The following is a 15671-nucleotide window of genomic DNA, read 5'->3' as shown; positions in this document are numbered from 1 at the left end:
AGTCTTCGGCTCCGGTGTCCACATCCTGGTGTCCGCTCTCCACCAGCTGGGAACCCGGCTTCCGGCAGGCTATCGCCGGAGCCGGGGTGAGTCGTCGAAGTACGCCACCGCATTGCGTGACGGATGGGGTGTCGGAGTGGGGTTGCCGACGCGCGGGTCGCCGAGGAGCAAGCTGCCCTCCAGTGCGTAGTGCCGGTCGCCGCATTTGGTGATGCCGTCGATCCGCGCGACCGCCAGTACGGTCCCCGACGGATCGACGATCTGGACCTCGTCCTGCCGCAGCGCCCGGTCGGTGTTGAACACCCAGACCCCGCGGCCGGTGATCCACGCCTGCTCCTCCGACATTCCCGGCCAGCTCCCGACACGGGAGCGCTCGAGCCAGTCGTTCGCCGGATCCACCGGACGTTCGTGTCCGAGCTGAATCTGCAACACCGCGCCTCCAAGCTTTCACTCTTGCTACCAAGCTACCCTCCTTTTTTACTTGACAACAAGCAAGAAAGTTTGCCACGGCGACCTACCTGGCCTTTTTCGATAAAGTACTCCTGGGACAAGATCCACAATAGCGACAAGCGGCTTGCCAAGACATTGAATCGTCATATCTTTTAGGTGCCGCGACCGGACCTGCGCCGTATCCACCCAGACCACTCGAACATCGTTGCGGCACCTGATAATCAGCACTAGACCAAGTGCGCTAACCCCCGTTGAGATGCTTGCAGATGCCCGCGAGGTGAGCTAGCGTCGATAGCGCGTGGAGTGCGGCAATGGGGAGGGCCTGCATAAGACCACACTGGGGATGAGCATGGGCTGCTCAACGAGACCAGTGCCGGAACTGTTCGCGCCCTCGGTGAACCCTATTCCTTTTGCAGCTTCACCTTTATTGCACCAAAGATCCGGACGGGTCACGACAGCGCGCAGCTGCTCGCGCACTTCGTCGTCCGATCATTACCTGGCAGTCGCCGGCGCGCATTGACACTCTATTCTATTAGGGGATTCTTGTGGCGGAACAAAGTAGTTCTCGAACCGAAAGACCGACCAAGGCCGACATAGTAATCGTGGGCAATGGCGCGCTCGGCATGTTCCTGGCAGAAGAGCTGATCGAGCGCCAGGTGGGCACCGTGGTCGTGGTCGGCCCCCGTGCCCGTGAAGCGGGTGCCAGCCAGGCCGCCGGCGCGATGCTCGGCTGCTTCGGCGAGGTGACCACGGAGTCCCTCCGCACCGACGCCTCGCGCATCAGGTTCGAGCTCGGGATCGCCGCGCACGACCGCTGGGCGGGTGTGCTGGAGCGGCTCGAAAAGGACTCGCCCACCGGCCGTCCGCTGCAGGTCGCCACCGAGTCGCACGTGATCCTCAACTCCATCGGCGCGGATCTGGACGACGTGAACTTCGCCGCGATGATCGACGCGCTCAAGGAGTACGAGAAGCCGTGGTCGGAGATCGACCCGAACGACATCCCCGGCTACAAGCCCAGGCTCGAATCCCGGGCGCTGCGGGCCGTCCATCTGCCGACCGAAGGGGCCGTGGACGCCAGGGGCGTGCTGGCCGCACTGGACGTGCGAGTGCGCGCGGCCGGGATGACCATGGTCGACCAGACCGTGCGCAGGATCGTGAGCAGCGGCGACGTCGTGAGCGGGGTCGAGCTGGACGACGGTCACCTCATCGAGGCGGGCAAGGTGGTCGTCGCCGCGGGTGCCTGGAGCGAGTCGCTGGCGCGGACGGCGTTCGACGACAACGCCGAAAACGAGTTCGACATGATGCCGACCATCCCGGGCCTGGGGTTCGCGATGGTCGCCAAGCGCACCGGGGGTGAACCGTTCACCAGCGTGGTCCGGACCCCGAACCGCGGTTTCGCCTGCGGGCTGCACGTCGTGCCCGCCGGTGACGGACGCGAGTACTACGGCGCCACCAACCGCCTGGTGGACCAGATCTCCGGCGTCACGTGGATGGCCGATGTCCGTTTCCTCGCCCAGTACTCGATGCAGCAGCTCGACGAGCGGGTCGCCGGTCACGAGGTCGAGCAGTGGCTCGCCGGAAACCGTCCGGTGACCCTCGACGGCTTCCCGCTGATCGGGTGGCTGCCGGTGTCCGGCCTGTACCTGATGACCGGCACCTATCGCGACGGGTTCCACTGCGCGCCGCTGCTCGCCGAGCACGTCGCGGACGAGCTGCAGGGAAAGCCCGGGATCATCGACCCGATGTTCGCCCCGATGCGCAAGCCGATCGTGACCAGGTCGATCGAGTGGTCCATCGACGAGTACGTCAAGCACAACCTCGCCGCCTGGTTCGAAACGGGGGCGCAGGCCGCTCCGCAGATGACCACGGCGCAGATCTCCGACTACTACCGGAACATGGCCGTGCAGACCTACGACAAACTGGGCATCGACTACGCACTCGGCCCGGACATTCTCTGGTACGTACAGGGAAGCCTGCTCGGCGCGCGGCGCATCGCGCGCTATCTGCGCCGCCATCGGGGACTTTCCGCCCCGCAGGCCCAGCCGGTGAGCGCCGGAATCGAAGGTGGCCGGCGATGACCACCTCCCAGACCGCCATCGAAGACGCCGTCCGGAAGGTCATCGAGCAGCAACTCAACCTCGCCGTCCACGGCCACGACCTCGGCCCGGAAGACTGCCTCTGGGACATGGGCATGACGTCGGTGACCTGCTTGGGGCTCATGCTGAACCTCGAGGACACCCTCGACGTCGAGCTGCCGGAGTCGTTGCTCAAGGAGTCCACCTTCCGCAGCCTCAGCTCGATCGTGGCCGCGGTGGAAAGCGCTCGCGTTTCGGCGCGGAACTGACCCACCGGCTGACGAAGTGCCGGCCAACTCGAGGCGAATCACCAAGCGCCAGAACTCTGCGTAGGTAGCCATGCCGAGACCTGATCCGCGTCCGTCCAACCCTTTTCCACTGACCCGCGCCCAGCCGGAACGCGTTTTTCCCTTGTCAACGGGGCAGGAGCGGTTGTGGTGGTTGCGTCAACTCGACGCGGCGGACGACCGGTACCACATCAGTGGCGGCTGGCGCTTCGACGCGGACCTGGACCCGGCGGCGCTGTCCGCGGCGTTCGCCGGGCTGCTGGCCCGCCACGAGATCCTGCGGACGAGGTTCGTCCTGCAGCCGGACGGGACCACCGCCCAGGAGGTCCTCGACGAGGTCGAGGTCCCGATCTCCTTGGCGGGGACCGGCTGGCAGGAAGCCGTCGACCAGGCCGTGTCCACCCTGTTCGACCTCACCAGGCCACCGCTGCTGCGGGCGGTCTTGGTGGAGCTGGACGGCGGACACGGCTTGTTCGTGGCGATGCACCACATCGTCACGGACCGCTGGTCGATGGACGTGCTCCCGAGAGACCTGTTCGAGCTGTACGAAGCCGCGCTCGAGAACCGGGCTCCCCGGCTTCCCGTGCTGGCGGTCCAGTACGGCGACTACGCCCGGTGGCAGCGCCGATTCCTGACCGCCGAGGTGCTCCGGCCGCATCTCGGCTACTGGGAAAAGGCGCTGTCCGCCGGCGAACGGCTGGAACTGCCCCTGGACCGGCCCCGGCCCGCCGCGGTCGGCGCGGCGGGGAAGACCGTCGTCGTCGAGCTGTCGAAAGAGGCCACCACGGCGATGACGGCCGTCGCCTGGCGGGCGCGGGCGAGTCCGGTCATGGTGGTGACGGCGGCACTGGTCGAGGTGCTGAGCGCGTTCAGCGGCCAGTCCGACGTCGTCATCGGCGCGATCATCTCCGATCGCCCCAGCCCGGAACTGCAGGACCTGATCGGCTTCTTCGTGAACACGGTGATCCTGCGGGTGGAGCTGTCCTCGCCGGAGCGGACGTTCCGGGAGATCATCACCCGTACGCGTGACGCCTGGATGGCCGCGGACGCACACCAGGACGCACCCTTCGAGCAGATCGTGGGCACGCTCAAGGCCGGTTCGGACGCATGGCGGCACCCGGTCTTCGACATCGCCATCAACCACGCGGGTGATCGGACCGGCCTGTCGGAGGCCGCCGGGGCGCCGACGTGGTGGCGTCCGGAGCTGCCGGTGACCGCCCGGTTCGATCTCTCGCTGACCAGCCAGGTCGTCGACGGACGGCTCCGCGCGACGTTCCTGTACCGGCCCGCGTTGTTCGACGAGGCACCGATCGCCGCGCTCGCGTCGCGGTATCTCCGGCTGCTGGAGCAGGGATTGACAGCCCCCGACCGGCCGGTGCGCGAGTTCGACCTGCTTGAGGAGACCGAACGCCGCCGGTTGCACGGGCGCAACGACACGACGTCCGCGCCGGAAATCACGGTGGCACAACGGGTTGAGGCCCAAGCGGCGGCTCGCCCGCAGGCTCCGGCGGTGGCAGGCGCGGAGGGCGTGGTCACCTACGAGGAACTCAACAGCCGCGCGAACCAGCTGGCCCGGCATCTGCTGAGCTACGGCCTGGGACCCGAACGAGTGGTCGCGGTCTGCTTGGACCACACGATCGAGCGATGCGTGGTGCTGCTGGCCATCGCGAAGTGCGGGGCCGCCTATTTTCCGCTGGACCCCGGCTTCCCGGCCGATCGGCTCCGGATGTTGTTGTCCGACACCGGCGCGAGCCTCACGATCGTCAGCCCCGGGCTGCGGAACAGGCTTCCCGCGGGCACCGCGCCGACGTTGGAGTTCAGCCGCGACACCCCCGAGCTGACCGGTCACGGGACCGGGAACCTGCCGCCGCGTGCGCGGGCGGGCAACCTCGCCTACCTGATCTCCACCTCGGGTTCGACCGGGACCCCCAAGGCGGTCGCCGTTTCCCACCGGGCGCTGAGCAGGCTCGTCGAGGGCGCCCCGCGCTATCTCGACGTCGGCCCCGGCTCCGTCTTCCTGCAGGCCGGACCGTTGACCTTCGACGTGGCCGTGCTGGAGTGGACGCCACTCGCGCACGGCGGCTGCGTGGTCGTCACGGACACCGGGACCCTGCTCGACGGCATGGCCGCCGTGGTCCGCGACCATGGCGTGACCACGCTCAAGCTCGTCTCCCCGCAGCTCGATCTCCTGGTGGAGCAAGGAATCCAGGCTCTCTCCGGGCTGCGCCAGCTCGTCGTCGGCGGTGACGTCGTCAACCCGAAGAGCTTCACGGCGGCCGTCGACGGCCTGCCCGGCTGCCGGGTCATGGCCTCCTACGGGCCGACCGAGAGCACCGTGCTGGCCACCGTGTTCGACGACCGCTCGTGGACGGGACGGGTGCCCATCGGCCACCCCGTTCCCCACACCAGCGTGTATGTCCTCGACCGGGATCTGCGACCGGCCGCCGTCGGCATGCGGGGCGAGATCTACCTGGCTGGTGACGGTCTCGCCCGGGGCTACCACGGCCGCCCCGGACTGACCGCCGGGTCGTTCGTCCCCGATCCGCACGGACCGCCCGGCACCCGCATGTACCGCACCGGGGACGTGGGCCGGTACCTGCCCACCGGGGCGATCGACTTCCTCGGGCGGGCGGATCACCAGGTGAAGATCCGCGGCTACCGGATCGAGACGAGCGAGATCGAGCACGTGCTGCTCCGTCTGCCCGGCATCACCTCGGCGGTCGTCGTGCGGGCCGAGCTGGACACCGGTCCCGGGCTGGTCGCCTACGTCGTGGCGACGACTCACGTCGACCCCGCGGCGCTGCGGCGTGAGCTCGGCGAGACGCTGCCCGCGTACCTGGTTCCCAGCCGCATCATCCAGGTTCCGCGTTTCACCCTGACGGGGAACAACAAGGTGGACAGGACCGCGCTGCCGCCGGTCACCGCCGCAGCACCACGCCAGGACCACGGCACGCCCCCGGCGACGGGCCTGGCGGCACGCGTCGCCGAGGCCTGGTCCGCAGTGCTCGGCCAGACAATGCCTGCCACGGAAGACTTCTTCGAGCACGGCGGCCATTCCCTGCTGGTCCCGCGGGCGACCGCGGCCGTGCGGGCGCTGCTCGGCCGGGAAGTGCCCCTGCGGCTCATGATGGAGAACCGGACGCCTGTCTCCTACGCGGCCGCGGTGCTGCGGGAAAGCCTCAGCGAGCACGCCGGTGACGACCGCCTTGACCGGCAGCGGTGGCAGAGCAAGCTGGTCACCGGCGATCGGCGGGTGGACTTCTTCCTGTCCACGGGGAGTTCCGGTCCGCCGGAGCGGACACTGGTCGTCCTCGACGGCGCCGAGTTCGCCGACATCCTCCGGCTCCCGGCCATCCTGGACCGGCTCACCGCGGCCGGGCGCATCCCGGTGACCGCGGCCGTGTTCGTGAGCCCGGTCGATCTGCCCGCGCGCAGGCGGGAGTTGCTCGACGACAGGTTCGTCGACGTGCTCGCCGACGAACTGCTCCCCGCGCTGCGCGACTGGCTGGGCGAGCGGTGGCGGCCCGGCCGCGCGACCGCGGTCGGGGCGAGTCTGGGAGCGATCACCGCGGTCCGCGCCGCGCTGCGCCGCCCGGACTGTTTCGACGGCGCTGTCGGCCTTTCGGGCCCCCTGACCGACCACGTGCTCACCCCGGCGGTGGCCGCCGAAACGCCTGCCAGGCTCTTCCTGTCCGCGGGCGTCGAGGAGGCGGACATCGTCCTCGACGACGGCGTCAGCCTACTGGACGCGAACACGCGAACAGCGAAGGAGCTGGACGGCCACGGCTGCACCGTGCGGTGCGAGCAGGAAGAAGGCGGCCACACGTACGCCGCGTGGGAGGCCGCGCTGCCGCGGGCCATTTCGTGGGTACTGGACGCCCGGTGCCCCTGAAACCCCTGCCCGCGCGGGAAACCAACCGAGGAGGATCGGCCCGGCATGTTCGACGATGAGCACCGAGAGTTCCACGTCGTGATCAACCAGGAGGACCAGCACTCGATCTGGCCCACCGGCCGCGACGTACCGCCGGGATGGCGCGTCGAGGGAACCACGGGCACGAAGGCGGACTGCCTCGCCCACATCGACCGGGTCTGGACCGACCTGCGGCCGTTGAGCCTGCGCGAGGCGGGCCCGCGGCAGGACCCGGCAGTGGCGCTGATGGTGGCGCTGACGGTGGCGCTGACGGTGGCGCTGACGGTGGCGCTGACGGTGTGCGAACTGTTCGAGCGTCAGGTGCGCCTTCGCCCGGCAGCCACGGCCGTCCGGACCTCGGACCGATCCTGGACCTACGCCGAGTTCGACGTCATGACCGCCCGGCTGGCCCATCGGCTGCGACGCCGGGGAGCCCGCCCCGGCACCGTCGTCGGGCTGCTCGCGCCCAAGGGCGTCGCGGCCTTGACCGGCATCGTCGCCACGCTGCGGTCCGGCGCGGCCTGCCTGCCCCTCTCCCCCGAGGATCCGCCCCGCCGCAACCGGGAGATCCTCGCCGACGCGGGCGCGAGCCAGGTTCTCGTCGCGAGCCCGGCGGACTGGCTCCCGGACGCGCAGGTCATCAACGATCCCGGCGAACACGACGCCCCCGGCGAGCCCGCGGCGCTGCCAGCGCCGCATCCGCTCGACCTGGCGTACGCGATCACGACCTCGGGATCGACCGGACGGCCCAAGGTCGTGGGCGTGCCACACCAGGGGATCTTCAACCTGATGGTGGCCTCGCTGACGGACCTGGACCTGATCAGGGCGGGCGACGTCATGCTGTGGACGACCGCGCTGACGGTGGACAGCACGATGCACGACGTCCTCATGCCGTTGTGCCACGGCGGCAGCGTCGCGATCGCCGAGAGCGGCGAGCTCCCGGCAGGCCGGATACTGACCGCCGTCCGCGCGCTGGGCGTCACCGCGCTGGAGGTTCCGGCCGCGGTGCTCGGGCCGTACGGGCGGTCGCTGCTGCCCCGGCTGGCGGCGGCCGGTGTGCGGCTGGTCATCACCGGCGGCTCCCAGCTCGACGGTCCCGGCCTCGCGGACGCCGGCTCGCTGGTCGTGCAGAACGGCTACGGCCCGACAGAGGCGTCGGTCGCCGCCACCTGGTACCGCTGTGTCGCGTCGACGCCCCGGCGGGTGCCGATCGGGCGGCCGATCCGCGGGGTCAGGACCTACCTCCTCGACGAGGAGCTGAATCCCGTCCCGCCGGGCGAGCCAGGGCAGCTGTACCTCGCCGGAGAGGGCCTGGCCAGGGGGTATCTCGGGCTGCCGGGACGCACCGCCGTCGTCTTCCTCCCCGACCCGTTCGCACCGGATCCCGGCGAGCGCATGTACGCCACCGGTGATCGGGTCATGCTGCGGGAGGACGGGGAGTTCGGTTATCTCGGCCGCGTCGACGACCAGATCAAGATAAACGGGTTCCGCGTCGAGAGCGGCGAGGTGGAACATTGTCTCCGCGGATGTCCTGGAGTGGTCGACGCGGCTGTGCTTTTACGCGAGGATGTGCCGGGGGGTGCCGCGATGGTCGCGTTCCTGGTCGGCGAGCGATCGCCCGACGAGGTGGTCAGGGAATGGCTTCGCGCTCGCCTGCCTGCGCAGATGGTTCCCCGTTTCTACGTCTGGCTGGACGAACTGCCGCTCAACCGCCCCGGAAAGGTCGACCGCGTCGCGCTCGCCGCTATCCCGGTCGTCACTGCCCCGGTCGTCAGTGCCCCGGTCGTCAGTGCCCCGGTCGCCGATCGAACCAGCCGCTATTACCCCGTCTGATGACCCCACCTGATGACCCCGCCTGAGGAGGCACCAAGTTGTCCCGTGATGCCACGCGCGCCGAACCCCGCACCGAAGGCCAGGCCACCGCCCGGCCGAGGATCGCGGTGATCGGGGGTAAGGTCAAATACCTCCGGAAGGCCCGCGAACTCGGCCTGGACGTGGTTTACATCCAGCACCCGGACGAGTACGACAGCACCCATTGGCCCTACGTCGATCAGGCCCTGCTGGTCGACTACGCCGACATCGCGCGGCTGCTGCCGCTGGTGCGGTCGCTGCACGAGGCCTACCCCTTTCACTCGGTCGTGTCGCTTTACGAACTCGGGCTCCTGCCCGCTGCGGAAATCGACCACCTGCTCGGGCTCGGCGGCAATTCCGTGGCGACCGTGGAACTGCTGCTGGACAAATGGCGGATGCGGCAGCATCTCAACGCACTGGGCATCAGTCCCGTCGCCGCGGCCGTCGGCGAAACCGGCGAGGATCTGCGGGAGTTCGTCCGGGCCCACGGGCTGCCAGTGGTGGTGAAACCGATCTGCGAAGCGGGCAGCATCGGCGTTTTCGCGATCCGCGACGAGGCGGAACTGGAATCGGTCACGGCACGATTCCGCTCGCTCGGCGGTCAGTTCGCCAAGAAAGACCTGGCAGGGGACTTCGAGCGGTTCCTGATGGAGGAATACCTCGACGGCCCGGAAATCAGCGTGGAAACGCTGAGTTTCGACGGACGGCACGTGCTCATCGGGGTGACGGACAAGGTGTGCGGCGGCCCCGGTTTCGTCGAGATCGGCCACTCCACGCCGAGCAGGCACCCGGCTCCCCTGGTGCGCGAGGTCGAGGAACTGGTCACGGTCTTCCTCGACGCTGTCGGGCTCAAGCACGGCCCCGGGCACACCGAACTCAAACTGACCGCGCGCGGTCCCCGGATCATCGAGTCGCACAACCGCATCGGTGGCGACCGGATCAACGAGCTGACCGAGATCGCCTGCGGCGTCGACATGGACCGCTACGCGCTCGGTTCGCGGCTCGGGCTGCTCGAGCCGCTCACACGGTCGCCCGAGGCGGTGGCCGGGGCGGCGATCAGGTTCCTCACCCCGCCGCCGGGGCGGGTGCTCGAGGTGACCGGCGTCGAGACCGTCCGGGCCGACCCCGCGTTCGTCGATCTGGAGATCTCGGTCGGGCCGGGGGACGAGGTTCCCCCGCTCACCTGGAGCGAGGACAGGGTCGGTCACGTCATCGCCCGTGGCGAGACCGCCGACGAGGCGATCGCCCACGGCGAACGGCTGGCCGCGTTGCTGAACATCCGCACCGAGCCCGTCAAGTGAGCACGGCGGCAGCGAATAGGGCGGGCGCGGACGAGCCGCGGTTCCGGGACACCCTGCGCGGGCTTCCACCGCGGGTGTGGATCGTCAGCCTCGGCATCCTCGTCAACCGGGCGGGCAACTTCCTGCCGGTGTTCATCGTGCTGTACTTGACCAGCCGGAACTACTCGCCGCTGGCCGCCGGGCTGGTGCTCGGCGCGGCCGGGGTCGGCAACGTGCTCGGGAACGCGGTGGGCGGCTATCTCGCCGACCAGATCGGCAGGCGGTGGACGATCGTGCTGTCCGCGGTGACCACCGCGGGGCTGACGGCCACCATCCCGCTGCTCACCACCCCGCCGACGATCATCGTCGTGGTCGGCCTGGTCGGGACGGCGTCGCAGCTCTACCGGCCGGCCGCCTCGGCGCTGCTGGTGGATTCCGTGACCACCAACCAGCAACGGCTGGCGGCCTTCGCGGTCTTCCGGTTCGCGATGAACATCGGGGCCGCGGCGGGCGGGGTCGTCGGCGGGCTGCTGGCGACCAACTCGTACACGGAACTGTTCCTTGGCAACGCCGCCGCCTGCCTGCTCTTCGGCGTGATCGTGGCGGTCCTGCTGCGGGACGCCCCCAGCGCCGAACCCGTCCAGGACGAGGAAAGTGGCTATACAGAGCCAAAGACGAAGGCCAGCTACCGGCAGGCTCTCACCGACCGCAGGCTCCTTCGCTTCTTGCTGATGACGCTGGTCGCCGAGTTCGTCTACATCCAGTCGACCGTCGGCCTGCCCCTGCACGTCACCTCCGTGGGACTGACGGCCGCCGACTTCGGGCTGCTGATCGGCCTCAACGGGGTGCTCGTGCTGCTGTTCGAGCTGCCCATCACCAGTGCGGTCTCGCGGCGAAAACCGGAGTACGTCCTGGCGATCGGCAACCTGCTGACCGGGATCGGGCTCGCACTGACCGGGTTCGCGACCACCATGATCTGGCTGTCCGCCACCGTTCTGATGTGGACACTCGGCGAGATGATGTACAGCTCGGTGGCCAACGCCTACCTGGGCAGCCTTTCCCCGCCCTCGATGGTCGGCCGGTACCAGGGCCTCTACGGCGCCGTCTTCACGCTGGGAACGGGTATCGGCCCGCTCATCGGCGGCGCGGTCTACGCGGGCAGCACCTGGGCCCTGTGGGTGATCGTCGGGGTGGCGGGCCTGCTCTCCGCCCAGCTCTGCCTGCCGCGCCGTCGTTCTCCGGCCATGCCCGTCGCGGTGCCCGGGGAGCACGAAACCGAAGCGGACCGGGCACCCGGCACCAGCACCTCCCAGTCCGGCTGAAGCTCAGAGCGCGGCGAGCAGGTCGCGCATGGTGTCCAGGCCGGCGGGACCACTGCGCAGGGCGCGCATGTGGAACTCCTTGAGATCGAAAGCGTTGCCGCGCTTGGCTTTGACCTCGTCTCGCAGGGAAAGCCACAGGCGCTCGCCGAGCTTGTAGGCGGGCGCCTGTCCCGGCCAGCCGAGGTAGCGGTCGACCTCGTCCACCACGTGGGCCGGTTCGGCCAGCGTCCTGGTGTGCAGGAATTCCAGGCCCAGTTCCGGCGTCCACCGCTCACCTTCGTGAAAACCGCTGCCCGCCGGGATCTCCAGCTTCAGGTGCATGCCGATGTCGACGATCACCCGCGCCGCGCGGAACAGGCTCTTGTTGAGCATCCCGAGCAGATCGCCGTCGTCGAGATAACCGAACTCACGCATCAGGCCTTCGGCGTAGAGCGCCCAGCCCTCACCGTGGGCGGGCACGAAGCACAGAAGCCGCTGGAATTGGTTGAGCCCCGTCGTCGCGACCGCCGTGCCGATTTGCAGATGATGGCCCGGTACGCCCTCGTGGTAAACGGTACTGACCTCGCGCCAGGTCGAGAACTGCTCCTTGCCCGGCGGCAATGACCACCACATCCGGCCCGGCCTGCTGAAATCGTCGGCAGGGTTGGTGTAATAGGCGCCCACCCCGCCTCCCGGCGGGGCGATCAGGCATTCCAGCCGCATCAGCTCGTCCGGAATATCGAAATGTTTCCCGCGCAGTTCGGCCAGCGCGCGGTCGGACAGTTCCTGCATCCACGCCTGGAAAGCGGGCCGCCCGTCGACGCGGTACCGGGCGTCGGCGTCCAGCGCGGCGGCCGCCTCGGCGGGACCGGCGCCCGGCTTGATCCGCCCGGCGACCTCCGCGAGCCCGGCCTCGACGCGGACGAACTCCTCCCAGCCCCAGGCATACGCCTCGCGGAGATCCAGTTTCGCGCCGATGAAACTCCGCGACCACAGGCTGTAACTGTCCTCGCCGACGGCGTCCTCGTCCCCGGCCTTCGGCGCGAGCTCCTCGCGGAGGAACGTGGCGAGTTCGGCATAGGCCTCGGTGGCCGCGCGCACACCGGCGTCAAGATCGTTGCGCAGCGCGCCTTCGACCCCCGGCACCGCGGCGGCGGGCTCGGCGAACGTGGCGAAGAACGAACTGCCACCACCCGAGCCGGACCAGGTCAGGCACTGTTCGATCGCCCGCCGAACCTGGCGCGACGCCGACACGACGCCCTTGTCCGCCGACGCCGAAAGCGAGGCACGGTACCCGGCGAGCGCCAGCGGCACCTTGGCCAGCCGCGCGGCGATCACCGCCCAGTCCCCGGCTGTCGCGGTGGGCATCAGGTCGAAGGTCTGCCGGATGTCCTGCACCGGACTGGCGATCACGTTCAGTGACGCCGCGGGCAAGCCCGCGTCGTGCAGCTCGACCTCGAGGCCGATCCGCTCGGAGAACACCGCCTTGGCGACGCGCTCGCTCTCGTCGGCCGGTCGTGCCGCCGTGATCGCGGCGAGCGCGCCACGCGCGAGCTCGGCGCGGGCCTGGTGACCTTCCGGGGAGAAATCGGGAAGCTGGTCTTCGTGGCCGCCGATACCGAATTCGGTGGCGGCCAGCGGATGTAATCGAGCGTAGTCATTCACATAGGAGTCGCAGATATCGTGCACGCCACTTGCCGGAGAATTCGCATCGCCCACAATGCCCGAGCCTATGCACAATACGGCCGAAAGACCAGAGCGCAGGCGCCCGGATCGGAAACTGTTTTCCCGCTGGGTGAAACGGCCGTCAGTACTGCTCCAAACGGAGGGTACCGAGGAATTCGGTGAAATCGCCGATCAGCGCGGGGAACTGTTCCTCGGTCGCGGTCAGCATCGTGCGGACGACGGCGCGGAGGGATTCGCCCGCACTGTCCGCCATCGAGAGGTACACCTGTGCCTGGACGAGTTCGTAGCCGACGCCGTTGACCACCGCGCTCAGCCGGACCTTCTGGGTGAGCGCGGGGACGTCGAGACTGGTGTTCTGGTCCCGGTCGACGAGCACCGCGTCGGGGGACACCGCGAGCAGGTCGGCCAGCATCTCGTCGGCCAGGTCGGTGAGCGAGTCGGCGGCCGGGCGGACCTGGCCGTCGATGGTGATGTTGGCGCTGAAACCGGAGCCGTGGGTCGCCCACTGCACGGCGACGAACGCGGCGTCGGGGGCGCCGAGGACGTCCGGCGGGACGGGCAGCCAGCCGTCGGGCAGGGCGAACTCCACCGGTACGGGCAGTTGTGTGGGCATCGCGGCCTCCTCAGGCTGGGCGGGGTGCGTGGGCTAGAAGATCTTGCCGAGCTGGTCCGAAGCCCAGTTCTTGGCCTCGTCGAAGGACTTGCCGACCTCGGCCGGGTCGACCGTGACCTCGAAGCCCAGTTTGGCGCCCAAGACCGGCGAAGCACCGGCCGACGCGCCGAGGTGGAATTTGTGGTCCTCGCCCATCCCGAGCTTGAAACTCGCCTCGGCGCCGGGGCCAGCCCACGCCTCGGCGGCCCCGCCGACGCCGATCCCGGCGAACGAAAGATTGCCACGGGCGACGGCGCGGCCGCCCACGAAGGCGCCTGCTTTGCCCTCGACCTCCTCGGAGTTCACCGTGAGCCCGGCTTCGGCCCGCGCCATCGCGCTGACCTCGCCCTTGGCCCCGTAGCCCAGCGGGCCCGCCGTGTTGCTGTAGCCGAGTGCGAGGTTCGAGCCGACGCTGGCCTGCGCCTGGAGCTGCGCGTACGGGCCGCTGCCCGGGGTGAGCTTCGGGTCCGTGCCGATCCCCGACTCCGCCTTGGGACCCTTCTCGCCCGCGGCGCCCCACGCGGTGCCCTCGGCCTTGAGCGCGTTGCCCTCCACCGTGAGATGGCCGTCGTCGCTCGTCCCCTTGAACGCGCCCAGCGCCTCCGAGGCCTTCCCCTGGAACAGCTTGCCGTCCTTGCCGACGGTCACGTTGGGGTCGGTGGTCTTCAGCCCGTCCGCGGTGAGGTGCTGCAGCGTGCCCGCTTTCGACTGGACCATGCTCCGCAGATTCGCGGCGACAGCGGCGGCGAACCCGGCCTGCAGCAGCGGGCCACCCGGGATCACCGGGCTGCCGAGGAAGGAGTAGATCCCTTCGTTGGCGGCAATGTTCCCCACGATCGAGTTCTTGGTGTCCCGCAGGGTGTCCGCGTACTTGGTCACCGACTGGGCCATCGTGCCGAGCTGCTGATCGAACTGCCCGAGCCGCGCGGCCTGGGTGTCGATCGAGCCCTTCGCGGTCTGCCCCGCACCGTCCTGCCACGTCCCGCCGACCGTGCCCGCGACACCCGTCATCTGCTGGCCCGCGCCGCGCACCACCGCGGACGACCTGGTCCAGGCGCCGCCCAGCGCGACGGCGGTGTCCTCGTTGTCCGGCGGCCACGGGTCCGAGATCGCCTTGACCGCGGCCCACAGCGGGCTTTGGGGTTCTCCTACGGCCATGCCACCCTCTCCCCTCGTCCACCCTGGCAAGCCGGGTGATCGTCCGACGCGCGGGCGGGCGGAGGAGGGCCGTGACAGCTTCCGGCCAGAAATCCGGTCGCCGCGAGCTGCTGCGATGCACTCGGGGGCGATCGGGCAGGATCGGCGTATGCAGAGCGTCTCGTCAGTGCCGGTGAAGGCTGCCGCGCGGGTCCCCGCGCTGCAGTGGGCGGGGTTCGCCGGGGTCGCCGTGCTGGTGCTCGTCACCTCGGGGATCCCGCTGCCCGCCGTGGCGGTGCTGGCGCTGGGCGTGACCGGCATGGGCACGCTGGTGCTGGCCTGGCTGGGCCTCGGGCTCCACGCCGCCGAGATCCCGGTGAGACGGCTTTACGGGATCGCTGCCTCCTGGTGTCTTCCGCTGCTGGCCGCGCGGCCGCTGTTCAGCGGTGACGTGCACAGCTACCTCGCGCAGGGGGTGATCGCGGCCAAGGGGCTCGACGCCTATCTGCTCGGGCCCGCCGCGGCGCTGGGCGCCGACTCGCCGGTGACGCTACGGGTCAGCCACTACTGGCAGGACACGCCCGCGCCCTATGGCCCGGCGTTCGTCGCGGTGTCCCGCACGATCGCGCGGGTGGCCGGGGAGAACCTGCTCGCGACCGTGCTGCTGCACCGGGCGCTGGAGCTCGTCGGCGTCGTACTGCTGGCCTGGGCGCTGCCGCGGCTGGCCCGGCGCGTGGGCGTGCCGCCGTCCGTCGCGTTGTGGCTGGGGCTGCTCAACCCGCTGTTGCTGTGGCACGTGGTCGCGGGGGTGCACAACGACGGGCTGATGGCGGGCCTGATGGTCGCCGGGCTGGAGCTCGTGTACCTCGGTGTGGCGCGGACCGGGGCGGCGCGGCCGGTGCTGGTCGCGGCGGGTGTCGTCGTGCTGAGCGTCGGGGCGAACGTCAAGATCGTCGCGGTCGCCGCGGGGTGCTTCGTCGGCGTCGCCCGGGTCCGCCGCGCGCGCCCGGCCGGGCGGGGCGCGGTGGCGGTCGGGCTGCCC

General features: G+C 69.8%; 11 protein-coding genes. 7 read left to right on the top strand and 4 right to left on the bottom strand.

Annotation, left to right across the window (positions count from 1 at the left end):
* Positions 1–69: 69 nt before the first annotated feature.
* The gene (locus QMK34_RS02920; RefSeq protein WP_326411116.1) at positions 70–432 is read right to left on the bottom strand and encodes a hypothetical protein; all 363 of its coding nucleotides are present in this window, start codon (positions 430–432) and stop codon (positions 70–72) included.
* Positions 433–1052: 620 nt separating this feature from the next.
* On the opposite strand from QMK34_RS02920, the gene QMK34_RS02915 reads away from it, so the two are divergent.
* From QMK34_RS02915 to QMK34_RS02890, 6 genes are all read left to right on the top strand, one after another.
* Complete coding sequence (locus QMK34_RS02915) at positions 1053–2528, top strand: NAD(P)/FAD-dependent oxidoreductase (protein WP_326411115.1); 1476 nt, start codon at positions 1053–1055, stop codon at positions 2526–2528.
* Positions 2525–2794, top strand: a complete 270-nt coding sequence (locus QMK34_RS02910) for a phosphopantetheine-binding protein (RefSeq protein WP_326411113.1) — start codon at positions 2525–2527, stop codon at positions 2792–2794. The genes QMK34_RS02915 and QMK34_RS02910 overlap by 4 nt, the downstream gene beginning before the upstream one ends.
* A gap of 70 nt (positions 2795–2864) precedes the next feature.
* On the top strand, positions 2865–6704 hold the full coding sequence (locus tag QMK34_RS02905) for an amino acid adenylation domain-containing protein (RefSeq protein WP_326411111.1): 3840 nt from the start codon (positions 2865–2867) through the stop codon (positions 6702–6704).
* A gap of 45 nt (positions 6705–6749) precedes the next feature.
* Positions 6750–8555 (top strand): amino acid adenylation domain-containing protein, encoded by a 1806-nt coding sequence (locus QMK34_RS02900; RefSeq protein ID WP_326411108.1) that lies wholly within the window; start codon positions 6750–6752, stop codon positions 8553–8555.
* A gap of 38 nt (positions 8556–8593) precedes the next feature.
* Positions 8594–9874, top strand: coding sequence for an ATP-grasp domain-containing protein (locus QMK34_RS02895; RefSeq protein ID WP_326411106.1), 1281 nt, complete (start codon positions 8594–8596; stop codon positions 9872–9874).
* A complete protein-coding gene (locus QMK34_RS02890) occupies positions 9871–11175 on the top strand; it encodes an MDR family MFS transporter (RefSeq protein WP_326411104.1) in 1305 nt (434 codons plus the stop codon). The genes QMK34_RS02895 and QMK34_RS02890 overlap by 4 nt, the downstream gene beginning before the upstream one ends.
* A 3-nt stretch (positions 11176–11178) precedes the next feature.
* Here QMK34_RS02890 and QMK34_RS02885 read toward each other — a convergent pair whose 3' ends face one another.
* The 3 genes from QMK34_RS02885 to QMK34_RS02875 form a co-directional block, all read right to left on the bottom strand.
* Positions 11179–12819, bottom strand: coding sequence for a DUF885 domain-containing protein (locus QMK34_RS02885; RefSeq protein WP_326411102.1), 1641 nt, complete (start codon positions 12817–12819; stop codon positions 11179–11181).
* A 142-nt stretch (positions 12820–12961) separates the two neighbouring features.
* The gene (locus tag QMK34_RS02880) at positions 12962–13453 is read right to left on the bottom strand and encodes a hypothetical protein (RefSeq protein WP_326411100.1); all 492 of its coding nucleotides are present in this window, start codon (positions 13451–13453) and stop codon (positions 12962–12964) included.
* 33 nt (positions 13454–13486) lie between these two features.
* A complete protein-coding gene (locus QMK34_RS02875) occupies positions 13487–14650 on the bottom strand; it encodes a WXG100 family type VII secretion target (protein ID WP_326411098.1) in 1164 nt (387 codons plus the stop codon).
* A 166-nt stretch (positions 14651–14816) separates the two neighbouring features.
* Between QMK34_RS02875 and mptB the strand changes: the two genes are divergently transcribed.
* A partial coding sequence (gene mptB, locus QMK34_RS02870; RefSeq protein ID WP_326411097.1) for a polyprenol phosphomannose-dependent alpha 1,6 mannosyltransferase MptB occupies positions 14817–15671 on the top strand: 855 nt, incomplete at its 3' end.

It is taken from the genome of Amycolatopsis sp. H20-H5, from assembly GCF_035828755.1.
In the GTDB taxonomy this organism is placed as follows: domain Bacteria; phylum Actinomycetota; class Actinomycetes; order Mycobacteriales; family Pseudonocardiaceae; genus Amycolatopsis.
This window is presented reverse-complemented; position numbering and strand designations above follow the sequence as displayed.

Coding starts and splice junctions, on each gene's coding strand:
- QMK34_RS02910 (WP_326411113.1), top strand. CDS start 2,525: ATGACCACCTCCCAGACCGCCATCGAAGACGCCGTCCGGAAGGTCATC.
- QMK34_RS02905 (WP_326411111.1), top strand. CDS start 2,865: ATGCCGAGACCTGATCCGCGTCCGTCCAACCCTTTTCCACTGACCCGC.
- QMK34_RS02900 (WP_326411108.1), top strand. CDS start 6,750: ATGTTCGACGATGAGCACCGAGAGTTCCACGTCGTGATCAACCAGGAG.
- QMK34_RS02880 (WP_326411100.1), bottom strand. CDS start 13,453: ATGCCCACACAACTGCCCGTACCGGTGGAGTTCGCCCTGCCCGACGGC.
- QMK34_RS02875 (WP_326411098.1), bottom strand. CDS start 14,650: ATGGCCGTAGGAGAACCCCAAAGCCCGCTGTGGGCCGCGGTCAAGGCG.